Genomic DNA, 21,501 nt, shown 5'->3' with positions numbered 1-21,501 from the left:
GTGGGAGCAGGCGTGCCCGCGGAGGGGCCGCTAAGCGGCCGCATTTGTTATTACCTCGAGCTACCATCGCCCGCCCAAGGCGCGGAACAGGTTGACCTGCGCCTGCGCCAGGCGCCCTCGGGCTTCTACGTGGCTGCCCCGCAGGCGGATCAGTTCTCGCTCGCTGTCCAGCAACGCCAGCCCGTCTACGGTGCCGGCGCGGTAGTTGCCCTGGGCCAGGGCATAACCGCGCTGGCTGTGCGCCAGGGCTGCATCCAGTGCCTGCAAGCGTTGCTGTTCGCCGTCGTAGCGGGCCAGCGCCTGGCGCACGTCCTTGAGCGCGCTCAGCGCCATGCCGCGATAATGGGCAACCTGCGCCTGCTGCAAGGCCTCGGCTTTGTCGACCCTTGCGCGGTTGGCTTTGATATTGGGGAATTCCCAACGGATCAGCGGGCCAATGCCAAACATCACCGCGCGGCTGTCACCAAGGTTGGCAAGGTCATGGTCCGAGGACGTCAGCGAAGCGCCGAAGATGACCTTCGGATACAGGTCGGCCCGGACGATGTCGGTTTCCAGGCTGGCCGCCTGCAGCTCCCGTTCGGCCTGGCGCACATCCGGCCGGCGTTCGAGCAAGTGCCAGCCATCGCCGGCCGGTAGTGGCGCCGACAGCGTGGGGATGGTTGTGCAAGTTGCGGTGTCGGCCAGCGAGGCCTGGCCACTGAGCATGCCAAGTTCGTAAAGCGCCATCTGCCGCCGGGCTACAAGCATCGGCAGTTGTGCACGCACCTGTTCCCGCAAGCCCAGCAGGCGCTCGCTGTCGAGGGCAGTGGCCACGCCGGCCTGGCGCTGGCGTTCGCTCAGTTGCACGCTGTGGTCGAGTGTTTGCAGGGACTGCTTAGCCTCGTCCAGGCGCGCCGTGTAGACGCACTGGTCGATGTAGGCGCGGCTGGTCTGGGCGACCACTTGCAGGCGCACCAGGTCCAGCGCCGCAGCGCTGGCTTCGGCCTGGGCCCGGGCGCGCTCGATGGCAGCACGCACCTGGCCCCAGACATCCACCTGATAGGCCAACTCGATACCTGGGTTGAATTGCCATTGAGCCGGCGCTTGGCTGTCGGTCGCCTCGGCCAGGGTCTGGTCATCGGCGGTCTTGCCATAGGTGGCGGCAAAGCCCATCGAGGTTGACGGCCAGCGCCTGGCATCGAACTCGCCGATCCCGGCCAGCATGGCCTGCACATTGGCCTCGGCCTGTGCCAAGTCCTGATTGTGCGCCAGCGCTTGCTGTACCCAGTGGTTAAGTTGCGGGTCCTGGAACAGCGCCCACCATTGTTCGGGCAACGGTTGCCGGCTGACACCGGCTGGCACACTCGCCAGCGGGTTGGCCAGCAGCGCTGCAGGTGGCTCGGCAGGTGCGGGTTGCCGGGTGCACGCCGCCAGCACGCCGAGCATGGCGAGTACGGCAAACCGGGCAGGGAAGGGAAATGAAGGCAGTAAGGGCATCACACATGTCGCTCAAGGGTGGTGATGCGAGGTTAACGAGGGGATAGCGCACGCCGCTGCCGCAAGCGGGACAACCCTGCGCGCAAGTGGGACAACCTGGGGTTCAGTACCCGCGCGCGGTACTGTTTTGCCAATCGCTCGGCGCGTAGCCGAGGATGCGCTTGAACATGGCGGCAAAGGCGCTGGCGCTCTGGTAGCCGTGCTCCAGCGCCACGTTCAGGATCGGCTGGCCATCGGCCAGGCACTGCTGGCTGAGCATCACCCGGGCACGGGCGCGCCATTCGCCATACGACATGCCCACCTCGCGCTGGAACAGCCGTGCCACGCTGCGGGCGCTCATGTTCAGTTGCGCGCCGCATTGCTCCAGGGTCAGGTCCTGGGCCGGGTCCTGCAGGAAGCGCTCGCACCAAGTGCGCAGCCGCGCCTGGTGCGGCAACGGCACAAAGGCATCGATACGCCTGGCAGTGGCCAACTCAAGCTGGATCAGTGCCCGCACGTGCTCGCCGTCACGCAGGTCGAGCATGCGTGACGCGGCCAGGATCAGTTCGTGCAGCAGGCCGGACACAACGATGACCTGGCAGCGGTCGATGCGCGCATCGAGCAGCAGGGTGCGCATGCTGACCACGCCTTCCATGCGGATGGCATGGCTGACCCCGGCGGGCATCCACAACGCATGCCCGCCGGGGATCACCCAGCTACCGCCTTCGCTGCTGACCCGCATGACGCCGCTGGCTGCGTAGATCAGCTGGTCTTCGGCGTGGCAGTGGCTGGCCACTTCTTCGCCGTGTCCGTAGTCCATTTCCAATGCTTGCATGCGGGGTATCCTCGGTATTGGATCCGATTATACGGCGGCTTATTGGTGCTGGATTGCGAAGATTGGTGGTTCGGCGCAATTATTCAGCGCCTGTGCAATCGAGCGCCGCCCGCGCGGCGCGCGATTGCTCAGGCGCTGAACATGTCGCGGCAAGCACCTGGTGGCCCTGACCCGATCCCTTGGCAGCTCCGGCGACCGGGCATGAGAACCCGACAGTCAAGCTAGCAGCACCTTCATGGTGGCCGTACGTTTGCGACACACGGCTCGATGGACCGGTCTATCGCGGTATGTGCCTTATGGTCACGCCTTGGTGGGCAAGCTCATGTGCAGCAAGGGGAACGGCCGGCCTTCGCCATCCAGCGGCGAGCGGCCGGTCTGGACGAAGCCGTAGTGCTCGTAGAACCCTGTTGCCTGGGGGTTCTGCTCGTTGACATCGACACTCATCGCGTTACGCGACTGGCGGCCAAAATCCAGCAGCGCCCGGCCAATACCTTGGCCATGTCGCTCGGGGTCGACGAAGAGCATTTCCACGTGGTTTTCATTGAAACCGATGAAGCCCAGCGGCTGGTCATCGGTGTCTACTGCAACCCACAGCTCGACGGCCGGGAAGTACACGTCGCGCAGCTGTGGCAACAGCGCGTCGATGTCGGACGGTTGCAGAAAGTGGTGTGTGGCGCGTACGGCGCGCAGCCAGATGTCGAGCAGCTGCGGGGAGTCTGCAGCAATGCCTTGGCGAATGATCATGAGGTCATCCTGAATGTATAGATGGCAGATGGGCGCGCCCAAAGGTGGCGGCCATGCAGGTGTCGGCACCATGAATGACCGCTTCGCGATTTAACGCCTGGGCGGTGCACGGCGGGGGAAGCCGGAAGAGAAGTTGGCGGAAGGTTACCCGGATTGCGCAGTGTGGGGCAATGCAGCCTGAGTCAGATTTTCCGGTGTTGACTCGACCGCAACCCGTATCGATGCTGGAATTGAGTCCGCACGTCATGGCCATGGCCGGGAGCCCCAATGAACCGCAACGAACTGCGCAAAGCTGATATCAACCTGATGGTGGTGTTCGAGGCCCTGATGCAGGAGCGCAACCTCACCCGTGCTGCGGAAAAGCTGTTCGTCGCGCAGCCCACGGTCAGCGCCGCGCTGGCCAGGTTGCGGGCTATGTTCAATGACCCGTTGCTGATCCGCGTGGGCAACCGCATGGAACCGTCGGCCAGGGCCGAGGAGGTCATCAAGTACCTCACCCCGGCGCTGGATGCGATGTCCACCGCCCTCAGCCTGACCCATGATTTTGAGCCGCTGACCAGCAAGATGACCTTCCGCATCGGCTTGTCCGATGATGTCGAGTCGGGGCTGTTGCCGCCGTTGCTGCGGGCGCTGCGGGTGGAGGCGCCGAATGTGGTGGTGGTCGTGCAGCATGTGGATTACTGGCGCATTCCAGACTTGCTGGCAGCAGGCGATGTGACGGTCGGCATCAGCCAGACCAAGGGGCTGCCGGCCAACGCCAAGCGCAAGGTGCTGCGCACGATGCAGGGCAGGGTGGTGCGGGCCGACAAATCAGCCACCCCACTGACGCTGGATGAGTTCTGCGCCCGCCCGCACGTTCAGGTATCGCCCACCGCCAATACGCAAGGTGTGGTCGATGACTGGCTGAAGGATATCGGCCGCGAACGCAAGGTGGTGTTGTCGGTACCGCAGTTCAGCTCGTTGCCGGCGATTCTGGCGGGTACCGACCTTCTGGCCTGCTGCCCCGACTATGCCGCCCACGGCATGGAGCGTTGGGGCAACCTGCAGGCCGAGACGCTGCCGTTCGAGACGGCTGCGCTGGAGCTGGCCATGGTCTGGTTGAGCACTACCGACAGCGACCCGGCCGAACGCTGGCTGCGCAGCCGCCTGCAGCAATACATGAGCGGCGAGCGTGAAGTGGCGATCGGGCTTTAGTCGCGATCACTGTGCGAGTGCTCCAGAGCCTTTCTCAAATGCAGCAACGCTCGCTGAAAGACTGGATGGCAATCGTTATAGGGCAGATCGTCGAACGCGGCCCAGAAGAATGTGAACAGGTGGCCATGGTCATCCTGTGTCTGGTGGGACCAGTGCTCGGGCAGGGCATCTTCCACCTGGCACAGGTGAAACGACCACACTTGCCCAAGATGGTTAGCATCCCAGCAGCCCAGGTCTTGTTTGACCGTGGCTTTGGCGATGCCGGACTCCTCGGCCAGTTCGCGCAAGGCAGCAGTGGCAGGGGTTTCACCTTTTTCGATGGTGCCTTTAACCAACTGGACGCCGGCCTGAGGGTGGCGAAACAGCAGTATCTGCGCAGGCAGCGAGGATGAAAGGACTACGGGGCAAGCCTTGTTGGGGCGCATGGAGGTTTCCATTTCAGTCAATGCGGTGCGCAGTCGCTCAAGAATGCGCTGCGCAACAGGGTTATGGCTTCGTCCACTGAGTACCCTTCTATCGCCGGTGGTTCAGGGCGCTCACAGAACTCACGCCAGACGTATAGCATCAACTCGGCGCCATCGGTTTGCGGTTGCACGCTATCGGTCCAGCCGAATGCCAGCAGCGCCCGGTATCGTTCGTCTGCCCAGAACAGCGCTCCGACCCAAGGGTAAACAGGAATGAAATGGGAGTGGATGGCATACCCCCCGCGTCATGGCCATACCGGCTTATGTACAAACGCGCCGGTTGCAGCTCACGCCTTCCTGTGGCAAAGCGGGCAGGTTACAGCAGGGCTGGTAACCTGTCGCAATGGCATGAAGCGTTTATGGATGGGCGCTGCGCTTGGCCGTTTTTTTCGTCGGGCGCTTGCCAGGCTTGAGTTGCCAGCGATCGGCGTTGGCGAGCAAGCGTTCTTGAATGGCTGGCGGGTAGTCGCTTAGCGTGGTCACCGGTGGCACTGGCTTGCCGGGCATGCCGGCCTCGCGGATCATTTTCGGCCAGCGCGGTCGCCAGCATAGCAACAGGCTGAGCCAATGACCGGTGCCGATGATGACGAACGCGGGCCAGACCATGAGCAGGATGACCTTGAAAAGCCAGCTGCTTTTGCGGAAGAAACGCCCAAGGCCTTCGAACTGGGCGCTGAATGCCTGGATGGGTGAGGGTAGCTGGGTGCTCAGGCGGGGGCGGGGGACGGCGTGTGGGCCTTCTTCCATGTAGCGGCGGATGAATTCCCACTCATCACGCAGTTCGCTGCCGCCTTGGCCTTGTTTGCCCAGCAGGGCCATTTCCATATGTGGGAGGCCGGTGCGGCGGGGGTGCCAGACAAGACCGAGTCGCATGCCCACGCTGAGTGGGTCATCTTCTGGGTCGATGGCTGTACTTCCGGTTGTTTTCCATGGGAAAGTGACGATGCCGCCGCAGTAGCCGGGGCGGTGGAGGTGGACCTGTTGAGTTTTTCGATTGAATCGAATGAGCAGATGGCGGCTGGTAAGCATTTCCAGTCGCGAGATTTTTACGCCGTACTTCAGGTAAAAATACAATGCTGCTCCTGAGGCTGAAGACAAGAGAGCAGTAAGTAAGGCTGCTATAAAGGAGAATGAATAAGGGTGGGTGATATCAAGCCAGATGGAACCGACAGCTATGCCGGTTCCGAAAATTATTCCAGGCAGCACTCCGCTGATCGTGACTAGCGTAATAAGGCCGCGCTTCTCTTCGGAACCGCCACAGCGCATTTCCATGTGGGTTTCATTGAATGCATAAACAGGGCCGCGTAGGAGGGGTGTTTCACTTACCTGGCAAAAGTGAATCTCTTCATTCAGGTCGCCTTCATAAAAATCTTTATTTGCGCGCTTCTCTGCAGGGGTCATCCCTGCTTCGTACGTTCTACGTGCAGCTGCTGACTGGGTTGCCATCTGCCAGAATCCCCATTCGATAAGATACATTATAAAACCTCGCCGATAGCAAGATGTAGGGCGCTCAGCTCTTCTTGCTCTTCATAGGGCTTAATATTTTTATGAGTCCGGAAGCTGCTGCGTTTGCACCACTTCTCTAACGCGTCATCTTCCAAAATATAGATTATGAGTGTCAGGATGAGTCCGATCCAGAATGCGCCTAAGACTAAACGTGCAAGTAGTAAGCGAGCAGCTTGTGTTCCCAGTTTGTTGGCGAGCGCGCCCATGGATGTTGTCATCATTCTCACAAATTTTGTTTTGGCATTCTGAGATAGATGGTCAAAAAGAGGTTTTGCGATTGCAATGGCTGTTCCTGCTTCCGCCAACGAGATTGTAATAGTTGCCAATGCCCGCGATGCGTATGCGAGTGCCAGCGTTCTGGGTTTTTTTGTACTTTGTTCGGTAAAATTTTGCTTGCGGTATATTAACTGCTGAGCCGCATCGGCGAAGTCCCACCAGGCGAGTACGAAACCCCCTGCCCCAGCTAAACTGGCTCCCCATAGTTTCAAACGGCCTAAAGTGGCCGCTGCTCCTCTTCCAGTCACACTGTTTGCGCCGTAACGCGTCACCACCTGATCCACATAGCTGGCTCCAATTTCAAAGCCCGCCGCAGCCGTAGTCATCGCGGCGGCCATGAGCTCGGTCTTGATGCGCGCATCACTGTCAGGCAGCTCGCGAGCCTTGAAGGCCATTAGCATGCCTTCCAGCAGGCAGACCAGACCGGCGGCACGCACTTTATAGAAGTCGCTCTTCTGACCGTCAGCCTGCATCAAGCCTTCAGCCCAGGCATGATCCAGATAGCGCGCAAGCTGGCCACCGCTGCGTTGTGGGTCAATGGGTTGCCCGCTGCGCGCAGCGTCGCTCAGACGAATGTCGACCGCCGTCTCATGCACCGACGCAAACAACGTCACGCGCAGACCGTGGTGCAGCGCTCGGTCTGCACTGTTGGGGGCGCCGGTTCGGAGTATCTGTCGCCCTAGCGCCACATACCACGCATGCAGGCCGATGCTGGCGGTGTTGTTGCTCTTCTGCAATTCCTCGTACAGCGAGTTGATACGCCCGAACGCATTCGCAGCGATGTGTGCCTGCCGGGCGAGCGATTCACGCAGTTCGAACGACGACTCTGCGGGTGGTTCGGCCTTGGCGGCTTCCAGCAGCGCCGCAAGCTCCTCTCGGAGATCATCCTGGTTGTAGCTGATACCGCGTATTGCCAGGTTGCCCCGGTCGGCCACGTCGCTACGCCACCAGTGGTCCAGCACCTTGGTGCCCCATTCACTCAACTCCATGCCGATCACGCACTGGCCGGTCTGCTCGGCAAAGGCCAGGCCGTTGATGAGGTCGGCGTTGTCGTAACGGTCCAGCGCTTGCAGCAAACGTTCGCTGACTACCCATCGGGCATGGTCCCTGGCGCGGTCTTCTGCCGCTTGCTGGGCGTGTTGCATGGCCTGTTCAAAGGCTTCGAGCTGATCGTGCATGGCCTGACGGTCGACCAGGTGGCCGTATTTCTGGGCGAACTTCTTGCTGAACTCGCCAGCCTCCTGACGGGCCTGGACTTTGGCGCGGACATCGCGCTCGAACTGCGCCAGGTGAGGCTTCATGCGCTCGTCATGGGCATCGGCCTGCTGCCTGGCCCGTTCGGAAAATGCGTAGATCTCCGCGTGCACGTAGGGTTGGTTGCGTATGTTTTCAGCCATGACTTCGCGCTTGACGACCTGCTCGGCCATCATCTGCGGGTAGAGCTTTTCGATCTCCAGGAACGACTGCGCGACCAGCAGCTTGCGCTCGTTGTCCACGCCAGGCTCCACGGTGCGTTCCAGCCACCTGGTCTTCACATCATCGACAGCGGCATTGCGCCAGGCGTTGAGCTCCTGGGTGATGCCGATGGCGTCTTCGATGACGATGGCGGCGCCACGGGGCTTGCTCTGGTTCATTAGCGGCGCCAGCGCTTGCCGTGAGGCGTGCGGCGAGACGATCTGGTCATTGTTGAACGGCTGCAGGTCCAGTAGCGCCTGCAGATCTGTGTCGTCCTGGGCCTTGAAGTCGGCTACCCAACTCAGTTGGTCATGCTTGAGCACGTGGGGCTGCGGTGGGGCGTCGGAGGGCTGGATGAAGCGGGCAATATCGATCGCAGGCAGGCTGCTGCGGTACTCGTCTTCAAGCAGGCGGTAGTTGTCGAGCATGCGCGGGGTCAGCGGGGAAGGGCTGAACAATGGGCGCAGCTCCTGGATGTCATCCAGGTCATAGAGGGTGATGGTCCAGCCGAAGCTGCGGATGATCTCATCAAGATTGCCGGCGCTGGGGGCGGGCTCCCAGGGGGCGTCGGCGCTGATGTACAGCAGGGAGCCGTTGGGTGCGACGCGGTACTGGCTGTGCCACTCGTAGGCAGGGGCGCTGTGGCGTTTTATCAGCAGGTAGAGAAAGCCCTCCCGCAACGGGCGGATGGCGTAGCTGGAATGCGTCATCTCGCCGACGTCCGAGAATGGGCTGAGATAGCTTGGCAGTTTCGGCAGGCGGGCGCGTTGTGCCGGGTTGCCGCCGATGGCGGCGTAGCGCAGGGGCAACAGTTCGAAGCGGCGGGTGCAGTTGGCGACGGGGCTGTTGCGCAGGGCGGGGCGGTAGCCGGTGGTGATGCGCCGACACAGTTCGAGGGTTTCGTTCAATGAATCCATGGATGTGCTCCAGTGAGCAGGAGTGATCATCAAATGCATGCAACGCGCTGCATTCGACCCGAACCTGGACCCTAGCGAGGAATCACTTCTTGCTGGAGCTTTGCGCTTCCGATACGTGCGTAGGAGATTTCTGAAAATGCGGTGGTCTTGACGTCGGTAGGTGTTTTCACCGGCTATCACGTCCACGAAAAGGCTTCTCGTCACGCTACGGAAAGTCGGTGGGAGAGCGAACCTGACAGATTTTTTGTAGGCGACCTGGCAAATCAAAAGGGCCGCAAAGCGGCCCTGATGCATTTCAGAACGCCCCTTGCAACGTCACCATGAAGTTGCGTGGCTCACCATAGAAGTTGCCCCACGCCGGCGCACCGATGGTGGCGTAGTACTTCTTGTCGAACAGGTTGTTGCCGTTGAGGGCGACCGTCCAGTTCGGGTCGATGCGGTACTGCACGCGGCCGTTCCACACGGTGTAGCCCGCCTGCTCGACGCGGGTAGTGCCGGTAGTGCGGAAGTTCTCGCTCTGGCTGTTCAGGCCGGCGCCGACGGTGAAGCGCTCCAGTGCACCGCCCAGCTGGTAGTCACCCCACACCTTTAGCATGTGCCGTGGGATGAAGCTGGAGGTGAAGGTCAGCTCGGTGGGGTCGGTGTCTTCGATGGTGTTCAGGTACTTGGTCTGGGTGTAGGTGTAGCCTGCCAGTAGTTGCAGGCGCTCGATTGGCGAGCCGCTGATCTCGGCCTCGAAGCCCTGGGCACGCACCTTGCCGCTGTCGGTGTAGCAATAGCCGTCGCCAGACGGGCAGGCTTCGTTGTAGTCGGTTTCCGCGCGATGATTCTCGATGGTGCGGAACAAGTTGAACGAGGTGTTCAGCGCGCCGTCCAGCAGCTCGCCCTTGATGCCGATCTCGTAGTTGGCACCGGTCTTGGGCTGTAACGCCTGCCGCTCGGCATTCACCTTGTCGCTCTGCGGCTGGAAGATGTCGGCGTAGCTGGCGTAGGCGGTCCACTGGTCGTTCAGGTCGTACAGCACGGCGGCGAACGGCGTGACCTGGCCGTTTTCCTGGCTGCGGTTATTCACCCAGTAATCGTAGAACTGGGTATAGGAGTCGCTCTTGTTGCGGTACCAGCTGACCCGCGCGCCCAGCACCAGGGTCAGCGGCTCTGCCAGCTTCAGCCGCAGGTTGGCGTAAGTGCCGTACTGGGTGGTGGTGGAGTCGGTTGGCACGCTGCCGCCGCGGGTCGGGTTGACCAGGTAATCGCCCTTGGACGGTTGTGGGAAGTTCGCGGTCGGGTTGAACGGGTTCTGCTTGGCGTTCAGCAGCATAAGCGCGAAGTAGTCATGGGTTTTCTGCCGGCTGGCGTTGGCACCGATGATCAGCTCGTGCTGGAGGCCGAACGCCTCGAACTTGCCATCGACATAGCTATCGAAGCCGTAGTCGTCCTGGTCGTAGTCGAAACGACCGGCTCGCACGTTCATGCTGGCGGTGCTGGCGCCGACCGGTACCGTGCCTTCGGAGTAGGCGTATTCGATGTCCTGGTTGTTGTGGGTGTAGATCGAGGCGAAGTTCAGCGTCCAGTCTTCGTTGAAGCGGTGCTTGAGGTCGGCGAAACCGGTAACACGCTGGCTTTGCAGGTCGTTCCAGCTGGCCCCCAGGCAGGTGGAGCGCGACAGCTTCAGGTCACTGCCATCGGCGTAGCGTGGCAGGCCGGAATAGCACGGTGTGGCATCGACATCCTCGTAGGCCAGGCCAAAGCCCAGGGTGGTGTCGAGGGTGACGTCCCAGTCGATGGCGCCGTACAGTATCTGGTCCTGGCGCTTGGCTGTGTCATAGAAGTACTGGCGATCCTGCAGCGACGCCACGGCGCGCCCCCGCACGGTTCCTGACTCGTTTAACGGGCCGCCTACATCCACCTGGCCGCGGTAGTTGTCCCAGCTACCGGCAGACAGGGTGACGGTGGTGGCGGCTTGTTCCTGGCCACGCTTGCGCACGAAGTTGACGCCGCCGGCGGAGGAGCCGGAGCCCTTCATCATGCCCGCCGCGCCCTTGAGGATTTCGACGCGGTCGTAGAACGCCATGTCGCTGGAAAAGCTGTTGGCCTGTACGTAGTTGCCACCCACATCCAGCGGCACGCCGTCGTACTGGTACTGGCCGTCCAGGTTGAAACCACGGGAGTAGAAGTACTTGCCGCCCATGGGCGAGTCGTACACGGTGATGCCTGGGGTCTTGTCCAGCACCTGTTCCAGCGTGTTGAGGTTCTGGTCGTCGAGCATCTTGCGGGTCATCACGGTGACCGACTGCGGGGTTTCCTTCAGCGTGTGCACGCCCTTGCCGATAGTCACTGCGTGGGCGGTGTACGACTGGGTGCCCTCGCTGGTGGCGTCCAGCCGGTTGGCGTCGATGTTCATCGGCCCCAGCTCCATGGCCGAGCCGTTGTCTGCAGGCATCAGCACATAGCCGCCATTGCCCTGGCGCTGAGCCTGCAAGCCACTGTTGGCCAGCAGGCGGATCAGCCCTTCATCGACGCTGTAGCTGCCTTCCAGGCCTGCGCTGCTCAGATTGCGCGTTTGTGCGGTGTCGAACGAAATGGTCACGCCCGCCTGCACGCCAAACTGGGTGATGGCATTGCCCAACGGGCCGGCAGGGACGTGGTAGGCGGTCCGGCTTTGGGCCATGGCCTGGGCAGGCATCAGCAGCAGCCCCGGCGCGCTGGCCAGGGCCATGCCGAACACTACCAGGCGCACGGCCTGGCTCAGCTTGGTTGCAGGGGTGGGGTGCAGATGGGGCATTGCGTGATCCTTCCGTGTCATGGCAGAAAGTCGCTGTCGTCGCGGCTTGTGTCAGGGACGGGCGAGAATCGAAATCAGCAAGGTCTGGGTGAAATTATTTTTGGGGCCGTTAATCAGGCGGGTTCCACGCTCACCCAGTAACGGCTGATATAGCGCACCTTCACGGGCAGGGTTTTGGGCAGGTTGGCCAGTGCAATATCGGTATCGTCGATGCGGAATGCACCGGAAATGCTCAAGGACCGGATCGAGGAGGCGCAGCGCAGCACCCCTTGCCGGTAACGCCCCAGTTCCTCGACAAAGTCGCCCAGCTGCCAGTCGTTCACACTCAGCATGCCCTGCAGCCAGGCTGTCGAATCCACGGGCAGGGCATGTGCGCTGGCGAAGTCGTCGCGGTCAAAATTCACTTGCTGGCTGGCCTGCAGTTGCAGCACCCGATCAGGGTGGTGCTGCGGGCGTACTTCGACAGCGCCCTGCAGCACGCCCACGCGCGTCTGCCGGGCAAGTTTGCGGATGCTGAACTCGGTACTACGGGTGAGCACGCTGCCGTCCTCGGTGTGCACGATGAACGGGCGCTGCTGAAGGCCATTGATCGGGCGCACCAGGATTTCCCCCTGGTACAGCTGGATCGCCCGTACCTTGGCGTCGTAGCGCACATCCAGCGCGGTATTCACGTTCAGCTCCAGCTGTGAGCCATCCTCCAGATGCATGGCGCGCCGTTCGCCGCCACGGGTGCGTTGCTGGGCCAGCATTGCGCGATAGGGCACCTGCTCGGCTGCCAGCCAGCCACCGCCGCCCATGGCCAGCAACAGGCTCAGCACCTTCAGCACATCGCGCCGCTGTGCTTGTGCCGCGCCCAGGCTGGACAGCGCTGCCTGTGGCGGCACCATGGCCCATTGCTGCTGCAGTTTTTCTACCCGCGCCCAGGCGGCAGCATGTTGCGGGCTGGCCTGCAGCCACTGCCGCCAGGCGTAGGTGCGGGCCTCGTCGCTGGCGCCATCGTTGAGCTGCACATACCAGGTGGCAGCGGCTTCGAGTGTCTTGAGATCCATCGCCCTCAGCCTTCGACTGCCAGCAGGCAGCGGGTCATCGCCTTGATCAGGTGGTTCTTCACGGTGGTAACCGACACGCCGAAGCGCTCGGCCGCAGCACCGTAGGTCAAGCCTTCCAGTTGAACGGCGAGGAAGATGGCGCGGGTTTTGGCGCCGAGTTCATCGAGCAGGGTGTCCACGGCCACCAGCATTTCGATGATCGACAAGCGCACTTCCGGCGATACCTCTACCGGCTCCGGGCGCAAGGCCAGGGCTTGCAGGTAGGCTTTTTCGATGGCGCGGCGGCGGGCTTTGTCGATCAGCAGCGCGCGGGCGATAGCGCTGAGGTAGCTGCGCGGCTCGCGGATCGGCAACGGGTTGCGCGCGGTCATTACCCGCAAGAACGTGTCGTGGGCCAGGTCGGAGGCATCGGCGGCGTTGCCCAGGCGGGCGCGCAGCCAGCCCTTCAGCCAGCTGTTGTTTTCGCTGTACAGCTGGTGCAGGGCCTGGGGATCGAGCGTCGACATGCGTCAAGACCGCAATATTAATGGGAATTGATCGCATTGTCGTAGTAGGGCAGGCTGATTGCAAGGATCGAGTGCATGCACACATCCTTGTGGGAGCGGGCGTGCCCGCGAAACAGGCAACACGGTGGATGGCACCGGCTCTGCCGGTGTTCGCGGGCATGCCCGCTCCCACTGAGGTTGCGCCAGCTTCTGGATCTTGAGCAAGGCAGTTGCTCACACAAAGGCAGCGCGCGCACATTGAATACGTTGTTAGAACCCGGCCTCCAGGCTCAGCAGGTCCTGCACCGTCTGCCGCCGGCGAATCATTCGCAGCGTCCCGTCTTCGATCAGGAACTCCGGCAGCAACGGCCGGCTGTTGTAGTTCGACGACATCGATGCACCGTAGGCGCCGGCATCATGGATCACCAGCAGGTCGCCCACCTGAGCCTGGGGCAGGTCCTGCGGGGTCAGTTCCTGGTCATCCTGGGTGAACACGTCACCCGATTCGCACAATGGCCCGGCCACAACAGTCGGCTGCCGTGGGCGGTCCACCGGCTGGCCGTTTGCGTCGAGCAGGGTCATGCCGTGGTAGGCGCCGTACATCGCCGGCCGCATCAGGTCGTTGAAGCCGGCGTCGATCATGACGAAGGTATTGCGGCCCACTTGCTTGACGGCACGCACTTCGGCCACCAGATAGCCCGACTCGGCCACCAGGAAGCGCCCTGGCTCGATTTCCATGCGTACGGGGTGGCCCAGCATTGCTTCGATTTCCTTGCGTGCCACCGCCCAGGTCTGGGCGTAGCGTTGCAGGTCGACCGGCTTGTCGGTGCTGCGGTAAGGGGTGGACAGCCCGCCGCCGATGGAGAACGCCTCGATATCCACGCCCAGGCGACCGACCAGTTCGATCATCGAGCGGGCCACCTGCTCCAGGTGCTGATAGTCCACCCCGGAACCAATGTGCATGTGCACGCCTACCAGGTGCAGGCCATTGGCCTTGATGCACGCGAGCGCCTCGTCCAGTTCTTCGTGCCAGATGCCGTGCTTGCTGTTTTCGCCGCCGGTGTTGGTCTTGCGGCTGTGGCCATGGCCGAAGCCCGGGTTGATGCGGATCCACACGCGGTGGCCGGGCGAGCGTTCACCCAGTTGGCGCAGCATGTCGATGGAGCCGGCGTTGACTTCGATCTTCTCTGCCACCACGCGCTCCAGGGTTGGCCGGTCCAGCGCGTCGCAGGTCAGCACCACGCCGGCAGGGTCACCGTCCACGCTCGCACCCGCAGCGAAGGCCCGCTCCATTTCACCCAGCGACACGGCATCCAGCACCAGGCCGTGGGCGCGCATCAGGCGCAGCACATGCAGGTTGGGGTTGGCTTTCTGGGCGAAGCGTACGGTGTCAAATACGTTCAGCTGTTCGACACGCTCGGCGATGGTGCTGGCGTCGTACGCCCAAAGGGGCGAGCCGTGCTGGCGAACCGCCTCGGCCAGAAGGGTGAAGGGTGCGGTCATGGTGGCGTTACTCGTATAAGGAAGGGCACGAGGATGAATCAAAGCGGGAATTCAGAAAAATAGCTATTTTTCTGCCAGTCATTCATATCTGATATACCCATTGTCGACTCACCGGGTGCTGCCGTGAAACTGTCCGTCCGCCACATTGAAGTGTTCCGCGCCATCATGGCCGCTGGCAGTGTCACCGGTGCGGCGCGCTTGCTGTTCACCTCGCAGCCCACTGTCAGCCGCGAATTGGCGCGGCTGGAGCAGGTGACTGGCCTGAACCTGTTCGAGCGCGAGGGTGGGCGCCTGGTGGCGACGGCCCAGGCGCTGCTGTTGATCGAAGAGGTCGAGCGTGCCTACGTCGGGCTGGAGCGCATTGATCGCTTTGCCCAGGCCATCCGCAATTTCGAGCAGGGACGGCTGGCCATCACCTGCCTGCCGCTGTTCTCCCAGACCTTGCTGCCCAAGGCCTGCCAACGCTTCCATCAGCAGCACCGCGGTGTGAGCGTGAGCATCGTGGCGCAGGAGTCGCCGTTGCTGGAGGAGTCACTGGTTGCCCAGCAGCATGATCTTGGCCTGACCGAAATCGAGCAGATACCGCGCGGCGCTTATGGCGAATTACTGTTCAGCGCCAACATGGTGTGCGTGCTGCCCGAGCATCACCCTTTGCAGGCCAAGGCCGAGCTGGAGCTAAGCGACTTTCATGAGGTCGATTTCATCAACCTGGCCAGCCTGGACACCTACCGCCAGCGCCTGGACCAGCACTTTCGCGCGGCGGGGGTGAACCGCCGCACGGTGATCGAGACCACCAGTGCCGCCTCGGTGTGCGCCATGGTCAGGCAAGGCCTTGGGGTGGCGATCATCAACCCGCTGAGCGGCCTGGAGGCGGCCCAGGGCGGTTTGCCGATCCGCAGGTTGCGGGTGTCGGTGCCCTACCAGGTCATGCTGATACGCCCCGACCATCGGCCGGCTTCGGCAGCGGTGGAGCCGTTTTGCGAGGCGCTGCGGGTGCAGGCTAAAGCGATGCAGGCAGCATTGCGCTAGCGCCTGACTCTCCCAAGGGGTTTTGTGCTGCCTGTACCGGCCTCATCGCCGGCAAGCCAGCTCCCACACCGACCACCTCTGCCTCAAGCCATGTGCAGTACCTATGGGAGCTGGCTTGCCGGCGATGAGGCCGGTACAGGCAACAAAGGTCGGCCCTGTGTGCAATCTGCGGTTCAGAGTTCGCAGACGAAGGTCCCGGTCCCGGTCAGGATGTTTTCCAGGGTTTGCTTCACTTCGTCCAGGTCGCTCAGGTCGCTGGTAAGGGTGATCTCCAGCACCTCGTCCCCCTTCAGCGCATCCTGGTCGCCGGCCGCCACTTCGATCAGCAGGCGCTTGGCACTCAGCGTCACTTTCAGCCCATCCAGCGTCGACGGCTCGTCATCCAGGGTCAGGTCGACGGTGTCTTCGTCGGGGTAGCGGGTAAGCAGGAACATCTGTCCCTTGTCGCTGTGGCAGCACAGGGTCGCCATGTTGTCTTCCTCGTCATCGCAAGGGGTGGCGAACAGCAGGGCGGTGTTGATTTGCATGAGCAGGCTCGGATCAAAGGAAACGGAAGGGAATTCTGACAGTCTTGCGTACAGGCATAAACGTAAAGTTACCGCCCCTTGACCGAAATTGTCGCAGCGCTGCAAGCGTTGATGACCGATCAGTCGTTAAGCTTCGCCGAGCCCTGGGCGTGCCCGCGCACGTTCAACGCCTGGTTTTACCGTCCGCCTTGCCACGGGTTGGCTATCGTTGATCCGTACACGGCGCACGCAGCGACGCTTCAACTATTACAAAGCCCAAGCGGAGTACCACAGATGGCGTTCTTCACCGCAGCCAGCAAAGCCGACTTCCAGCATCAACTGCAAGCGGCCCTGGCGCAGCACATCAGCGAACAGTCCCTGCCACAAGTGGCGCTGTTCGCCGAGCAGTTCTTCGGCATCATCTCTCTGGACGAACTCACCCAGCGCAGGCTTTCCGACCTGGCCGGCTGCACCCTGTCAGCCTGGCGCATCATCGAACGTTTCGACCCCGAATACCCGCAAGTACGCGTATACAACCCCGATTACGAACGCAATGGCTGGCAGTCGACCCATACCGTGGTCGAGGTGCTGCACCACGACCTGCCGTTTTTGGTCGACTCTGTGCGCACCGAGCTCAACCGCCGCGGCTACAGCATCCACACCCTGCAGACCACCGTGCTCAGCGTGCGCCGCGGCGCCAAGGGCGAACTGCTGGAACTGCTGCCCAAGGGCACCCAGGGCGAAGGCGTGCGCCATGAGTCGCTGATGTATCTGGAGATCGACCGCTGCGCCAATGCTGCCGAGCTGACCGTGCTGACCCGCGAGATCGAGCAGGTGCTGGCCGAGGTACGGGTGGCCGTGGCCGACTTCGAGCCGATGAAGGCCAAGCTGCGTGAAGTGGTGGCGCAGGTTGAACAGACCGCCTTTGGCCCAGCCCAGAACGAGAAGGGCGAGGTCAAAGCGTTCCTGGAGTGGTTGCTGGACAACCATTTCACCTTCCTGGGCTATGAAGAATTCACCGTCAAGGGCGACGCCGACGGCGGCCAGATGGTCTACGACGAGCAGTCGTTCCTCGGCCTGCCGCGCCGCCTGCGTGTGGGCCTGACGGCCGAAGAGCTGCGCATCGAAGACTACGCCGTGGCTTACCTCAACGAACCGCTGCTGCTGTCGTTTGCCAAGGCCGCGCTGCCCAGCCGCGTGCACCGCCCGGCCTACCCGGACTACGTGTCGATCCGCCAGCTGGACGCCGACGGCAAAGTCATCAAGGAACACCGCTTCATGGGCCTGTACACCTCGTCGGTGTATGGCGAGAGCGTGCATGCCATTCCGTATATCCGCGTCAAGGTGGCTGAAGTCGAGCGCCGCTCGGGCTTCGACGCCAAGGCTCACCTGGGCAAGGAACTGGCCCAGGTACTGGAAGTACTGCCGCGCGACGACCTGTTCCAGACGCCGATCGACGAGCTGTTCACCACCGTCATGGCGATCGTGCAGATCCAGGAACGCAACAAGATCCGCGTGTTCCTGCGCAAGGACCCGTACGGCCGCTTCTGCTACTGCCTGGCCTATGTGCCGCGGGAGATCTACTCCACCGAAGTACGGCAGAAGATTCAGCAAGTGCTGATGGAGCGCCTGAAGGCCAGCGACTGCGAGTTCTGGACCTTCTTCTCCGAATCGGTGCTGGCACGCGTGCAGCTGATTTTGCGCGTAGACCCGAAAAACCGCATCGACATCGACCCGCAGCAGCTGGAACGCGAAGTTATCCAGGCCTGCCGCTCGTGGCATGACGACTATTCGACGCTGGTGGTCGAGAACTTCGGTGAAGCCCAGGGCACCAACATCCTGGCCGATTTCCCCAAGGGCTTCCCGGCCGGCTACCGTGAGCGCTTCGCCGCGCACTCGGCAGTGGTCGACCTGCAGCACGTGCTGAACCTGTCGGAAAGCAAGCCGCTGGCGATGAGCTTCTACCAGCCGCTGACCCAGGTTGGCGAGCGTATCCTGCACTGCAAGCTGTACCACGCCGATACGCCCCTGGCGTTGTCTGACGTGCTGCCGATCCTGGAAAACCTCGGCCTGCGTGTGCTCGGCGAGTTCCCGTACCGCCTGCGCCATGCCAATGGTCGCGAGTACTGGATCCACGACTTCGCCTTCACCTACAGCGAAGGCCTGAGCCTGGATATCCAGCAGCTCAACGACACCCTGCAGGACGCCTTCATTCACATCGTGCGCGGCGATGCCGAGAACGACGCCTTCAACCGCCTGGTGCTCACTGCCGGCCTGCCATGGCGCGACGTGGCGCTGCTGCGCGCCTACGCCCGTTACCTGAAGCAGATCCGCCTGGGCTTCGACCTGGGCTACATCGCCAGCACCCTGAACAACCACACCGACATCGCCCGCGAGCTGACCCGGTTGTTCAAGACCCGCTTCTACCTGGCCCGCAAGCTCACCCAGGAAGACCTGGACGACAAGCAGCTGCGCCTGGAACAAGCGATCCTGACCGCGCTGGACGACGTGCAGGTCCTCAACGAAGACCGCATCCTGCGCCGCTACCTGGACCTGATCAAGGCTACCCTGCGCACCAACTTCTACCAACCGGATGCCAACGGCCAGAACAAGTCGTACTTCAGCTTCAAGTTCAACCCCAAGCTGATCCCCGAACTGCCCAAGCCGGTGCCCAAGTTCGAAATCTTCGTCTATTCACCGCGCGTCGAGGGCGTGCACCTGCGCTTTGGCAACGTCGCCCGTGGCGGCTTGCGCTGGTCCGACCGCGAAGAGGACTTCCGTACCGAAGTACTGGGCCTGGTAAAAGCCCAGCAGGTAAAAAACTCGGTCATCGTGCCGGTTGGCGCCAAGGGCGGCTTCCTGCCGCGCCGCCTGCCACTGGGTGGCGGCCGTGATGAGATCGCCGCCGAGGGCGTGGCGTGCTACCGAATCTTCATTTCCGGCCTGCTCGACATCACCGACAACCTCAAGGACGGCGGCGTGGTGCCACCGGCCAACGTGGTGCGCCATGACGATGACGACCCGTACCTGGTGGTGGCGGCCGACAAAGGCACGGCAACCTTCTCCGACATCGCCAACGGCATCGCCATCGACTACGGCTTCTGGCTGGGCGACGCCTTTGCCTCGGGCGGTTCGGCCGGTTACGACCACAAGAAGATGGGCATTACCGCACGCGGCGCCTGGGTGGGCGTGCAGCGCCACTTCCGCGAGCGCGGCATCAACGTGCAGGAAGACCCGATCACCGTGATCGGCGTGGGCGACATGGCCGGCGACGTATTCGGCAACGGCCTGCTGATGTCCGACAAGCTGCAACTGGTGGCAGCCTTCAACCATCTGCACATCTTCATTGACCCGAACCCGGAGCCTGCGTCCAGCTTTGCCGAGCGCAAGCGCCTGTTCGACCTGCCGCGTTCGGCCTGGAGCGACTACGACACCAGCATCATGTCCGAAGGCGGCGGGATCTTCCCCCGCAGCGCCAAAAGCATCGCCATCAGCCCGCAGATGAAAGAGCGCTTCGCCATCGAAGCCGACCGCCTCACCCCGACCGAGCTGCTCAACGCGCTGCTCAAGGCACCGGTCGACCTGCTGTGGAACGGCGGCATTGGTACCTACGTGAAGGCCAGCACCGAAAGCCACGCCGATGTCGGCGACAAGGCCAACGACGCGCTGCGGGTCAACGGCAACGAACTGCGCTGCAAGGTGGTGGGCGAGGGCGGCAACCTGGGCATGACCCAGCTTGGCCGGGTCGAGTTCGGCCTGAACGGCGGCGCCACCAACACCGACTTTATCGACAACGCCGGCGGCGTGGACTGCTCCGACCACGAGGTCAACATCAAGATCCTGCTCAACGAAGTGGTGCAGGGTGGCGACATGACCGAGAAGCAGCGCAACCAGCTGCTCGGCAGCATGACCGACGAAGTGGCCGGCCTGGTGCTGGGCAACAACTACAAGCAGACCCAGGCGCTGTCGCTGGCGGCTCGCCGTGCCCGTGAGCGGATTGCCGAGTACAAGCGCCTGATGGCCGACCTGGAAGCCCGTGGCAAGCTGGACCGCGCCATCGAGTTCCTGCCGTCCGAAGAGCAACTGGCCGAACGCCTGGCTGCTGGCCATGGGCTGACCCGCGCCGAGCTGTCGGTGCTGATTTCGTACAGCAAGATCGACCTCAAGGAACAGCTGCTGAAATCGCTGGTGCCGGACGACGACTACCTGACCCGCGACATGGAAACCGCCTTCCCGCCGTCGCTGGTGAGCAAGTTTGCCCACTCCATGCGCCGCCACCGCCTGAAGCGCGAAATTGTCAGCACCCAGATTGCCAACGACCTGGTCAACAACATGGGCATCACTTTCGTCCAGCGCCTGAAGGAGTCGACTGGCATGAGCCCGGCCAACGTGGCCGGGGCCTATGTGATCGTGCGCGACATCTTCCACCTGCCGCACTGGTTCCGCCAGATCGAGGCACTGGACTACCAGGTGCCGGCAGAAATCCAGCTCACCCTGATGGACGAACTGATGCGCCTGGGCCGCCGTGCCACGCGCTGGTTCCTGCGCAGCCGCCGCAACGAGCAGGACGCCGGGCGTGATACCGCGCACTTTGGGCCGAAGATCGCGCAACTCGGGCTCAAGCTCGATGAGCTGCTCGAAGGCCCGACCCGCGAACGCTGGATGGTGCGCTACCAGGGCTTTGTCGACGCGGGTGTGCCAGAACTGCTGGCGCGCATGGTGGCGGGTACCAGCCACCTGTACACCCTGCTGCCGATCATCGAAGCGGCCGACGTCACCGGTCACGACCCCGCCCAGGTGGCCAAGGCGTTCTTCGCCGTGGGCAGCTCGCTGGACCTGACCTGGTACTTGCAGGAAATCAGCAACTTGCCGGTGGAGAACAACTGGCAGGCGCTGGCCCGCGAAGCCTTCCGCGACGACATCGACCTGCAGCAGCGGGCGATCACCATTTCGGTGCTGCAGATGGCCGATGCGCCGGATGACATGGACGCCCGCGTGGCACTGTGGGCCGAGCAGCATCGGGTGATGGTAGAGCGCTGGCGTGCCATGCTGGACGACCTGCGCAATGCCACCGGCACCGACTATGCGATGTACGCGGTGGCCAACCGCGAGCTGGTCGACCTGGCCATGAGCGGGCAGGCGACGGTGGTGCCGTCCTGAGCTTGAGCTGAAATGAAAAGCCCGGCAGAGATGCCGGGTTTTTTTATCCCTGAGCTGGCCTCTTCGCGGGCATGCCCGCTCCCACAGGTATCACACCGGGTTCGAGATTGGCGCAAGACCTGTGGGAGCGGGCGAGCCCGC

General features: G+C 62.6%; 14 protein-coding genes. 3 read left to right on the top strand and 11 right to left on the bottom strand.

The genetic code is table 11. The annotated features are described in order from the left end of the window. Nucleotides 1–60: 60 nt before the first annotated feature. From PP4_RS19020 to PP4_RS19010, 3 genes are all read right to left on the bottom strand, one after another. Nucleotides 61–1,476 carry an efflux transporter outer membrane subunit gene (locus PP4_RS19020; RefSeq protein ID WP_080642806.1) on the bottom strand — a complete coding sequence of 472 codons (1,416 nt, stop codon included), beginning with the start codon at nucleotides 1,474–1,476 and terminating at the stop codon, nucleotides 61–63. Nucleotides 1,477–1,579: 103 nt separating this feature from the next. After that, nucleotides 1,580–2,290, bottom strand: coding sequence for an AraC family transcriptional regulator (locus tag PP4_RS19015; protein WP_016500809.1), 711 nt, complete (start codon nucleotides 2,288–2,290; stop codon nucleotides 1,580–1,582). 300 nt (nucleotides 2,291–2,590) lie between these two features. After that, a complete protein-coding gene (locus PP4_RS19010; protein WP_016500808.1) occupies nucleotides 2,591–3,034 on the bottom strand; it encodes an acetyltransferase in 444 nt (147 codons plus the stop codon). A gap of 267 nt (nucleotides 3,035–3,301) precedes the next feature. Between PP4_RS19010 and PP4_RS19005 the strand changes: the two genes are divergently transcribed. Beyond that, a complete protein-coding gene (locus tag PP4_RS19005) occupies nucleotides 3,302–4,228 on the top strand; it encodes a LysR substrate-binding domain-containing protein (protein WP_016500807.1) in 927 nt (308 codons plus the stop codon). Here PP4_RS19005 and PP4_RS19000 read toward each other — a convergent pair. The 7 genes from PP4_RS19000 to lysA all read right to left on the bottom strand — a co-directional run bounded on the left by PP4_RS19000 (nucleotide 4,225) and on the right by lysA (nucleotide 14,665). After that, nucleotides 4,225–4,653 carry an NUDIX hydrolase gene (locus PP4_RS19000; protein WP_016500806.1) on the bottom strand — a complete coding sequence of 143 codons (429 nt, stop codon included), beginning with the start codon at nucleotides 4,651–4,653 and terminating at the stop codon, nucleotides 4,225–4,227. The two genes, PP4_RS19005 and PP4_RS19000, sit on opposite strands and share 4 nt — an antisense overlap. Nucleotides 4,654–5,049: 396 nt before the next feature. Then, a complete protein-coding gene (locus PP4_RS28160; protein WP_016500805.1) occupies nucleotides 5,050–6,168 on the bottom strand; it encodes a DUF6708 domain-containing protein in 1,119 nt (372 codons plus the stop codon). Beyond that, nucleotides 6,168–8,846 carry a T6SS effector BTH_I2691 family protein gene (locus PP4_RS18990; RefSeq protein ID WP_016500804.1) on the bottom strand — a complete coding sequence of 893 codons (2,679 nt, stop codon included), beginning with the start codon at nucleotides 8,844–8,846 and terminating at the stop codon, nucleotides 6,168–6,170. Before PP4_RS18990 ends, PP4_RS28160 begins: the two co-directional genes overlap by 1 nt. A gap of 295 nt (nucleotides 8,847–9,141) precedes the next feature. After that, the gene (locus PP4_RS18985) at nucleotides 9,142–11,628 is read right to left on the bottom strand and encodes a TonB-dependent siderophore receptor (protein ID WP_016500803.1); all 2,487 of its coding nucleotides are present in this window, start codon (nucleotides 11,626–11,628) and stop codon (nucleotides 9,142–9,144) included. A 113-nt stretch (nucleotides 11,629–11,741) separates the two neighbouring features. After that, nucleotides 11,742–12,677, bottom strand: coding sequence for a FecR domain-containing protein (locus PP4_RS18980; protein WP_016500802.1), 936 nt, complete (start codon nucleotides 12,675–12,677; stop codon nucleotides 11,742–11,744). Between the two features lie 5 nt (nucleotides 12,678–12,682). Next, a complete protein-coding gene (locus PP4_RS18975) occupies nucleotides 12,683–13,183 on the bottom strand; it encodes a sigma-70 family RNA polymerase sigma factor (protein WP_016500801.1) in 501 nt (166 codons plus the stop codon). A 249-nt stretch (nucleotides 13,184–13,432) separates the two neighbouring features. Then, a complete protein-coding gene (gene lysA / locus PP4_RS18970) occupies nucleotides 13,433–14,665 on the bottom strand; it encodes a diaminopimelate decarboxylase (protein WP_016500800.1) in 1,233 nt (410 codons plus the stop codon). Between the two features lie 123 nt (nucleotides 14,666–14,788). On the opposite strand from lysA, the gene PP4_RS18965 reads away from it, so the two are divergent. Beyond that, complete coding sequence (locus PP4_RS18965; protein ID WP_016500799.1) at nucleotides 14,789–15,694, top strand: LysR family transcriptional regulator; 906 nt, start codon at nucleotides 14,789–14,791, stop codon at nucleotides 15,692–15,694. A gap of 173 nt (nucleotides 15,695–15,867) precedes the next feature. On the opposite strand, the gene PP4_RS18960 is transcribed toward PP4_RS18965, so the two are convergent. Next, entirely contained in the window at nucleotides 15,868–16,221 is a 354-nt protein-coding gene (locus PP4_RS18960; protein ID WP_016500798.1) for a hypothetical protein, read from the bottom strand. 273 nt (nucleotides 16,222–16,494) lie between these two features. Between PP4_RS18960 and PP4_RS18955 the strand changes: the two genes are divergently transcribed. Next, nucleotides 16,495–21,360 carry an NAD-glutamate dehydrogenase gene (locus PP4_RS18955; RefSeq protein ID WP_016500797.1) on the top strand — a complete coding sequence of 1,622 codons (4,866 nt, stop codon included), beginning with the start codon at nucleotides 16,495–16,497 and terminating at the stop codon, nucleotides 21,358–21,360. Nucleotides 21,361–21,501 lie beyond the last annotated feature (141 nt).

It is taken from the genome of Pseudomonas putida NBRC 14164 (assembly GCF_000412675.1).
Classification (GTDB): Bacteria; Pseudomonadota; Gammaproteobacteria; order Pseudomonadales; family Pseudomonadaceae; genus Aquipseudomonas; species Aquipseudomonas putida.
Note: the sequence above shows the minus strand (reverse complement) of the source record. Positions and strands in the feature narration are given on the sequence as shown.

Bases quoted from the DNA above. Each gene is read 5' to 3' on its own strand.
- PP4_RS19020 (WP_080642806.1), bottom strand. From the start codon at position 1,476: ATGCCCTTACTGCCTTCATTTCCCTTCCCTGCCCGGTTTGCCGTACTC.
- PP4_RS19015 (WP_016500809.1), bottom strand. From the start codon at position 2,290: ATGCAAGCATTGGAAATGGACTACGGACACGGCGAAGAAGTGGCCAGC.
- PP4_RS19010 (WP_016500808.1), bottom strand. From the start codon at position 3,034: ATGATCATTCGCCAAGGCATTGCTGCAGACTCCCCGCAGCTGCTCGAC.
- PP4_RS19005 (WP_016500807.1), top strand. From the start codon at position 3,302: ATGAACCGCAACGAACTGCGCAAAGCTGATATCAACCTGATGGTGGTG.
- PP4_RS19000 (WP_016500806.1), bottom strand. From the start codon at position 4,653: ATGCGCCCCAACAAGGCTTGCCCCGTAGTCCTTTCATCCTCGCTGCCT.
- PP4_RS28160 (WP_016500805.1), bottom strand. From the start codon at position 6,168: ATGTATCTTATCGAATGGGGATTCTGGCAGATGGCAACCCAGTCAGCA.
- PP4_RS18990 (WP_016500804.1), bottom strand. From the start codon at position 8,846: ATGGATTCATTGAACGAAACCCTCGAACTGTGTCGGCGCATCACCACC.
- PP4_RS18985 (WP_016500803.1), bottom strand. From the start codon at position 11,628: ATGCCCCATCTGCACCCCACCCCTGCAACCAAGCTGAGCCAGGCCGTG.
- PP4_RS18980 (WP_016500802.1), bottom strand. From the start codon at position 12,677: ATGGATCTCAAGACACTCGAAGCCGCTGCCACCTGGTATGTGCAGCTC.
- PP4_RS18975 (WP_016500801.1), bottom strand. From the start codon at position 13,183: ATGTCGACGCTCGATCCCCAGGCCCTGCACCAGCTGTACAGCGAAAAC.
- lysA (WP_016500800.1), bottom strand. From the start codon at position 14,665: ATGACCGCACCCTTCACCCTTCTGGCCGAGGCGGTTCGCCAGCACGGC.
- PP4_RS18960 (WP_016500798.1), bottom strand. From the start codon at position 16,221: ATGCAAATCAACACCGCCCTGCTGTTCGCCACCCCTTGCGATGACGAG.
- PP4_RS18955 (WP_016500797.1), top strand. From the start codon at position 16,495: ATGGCGTTCTTCACCGCAGCCAGCAAAGCCGACTTCCAGCATCAACTG.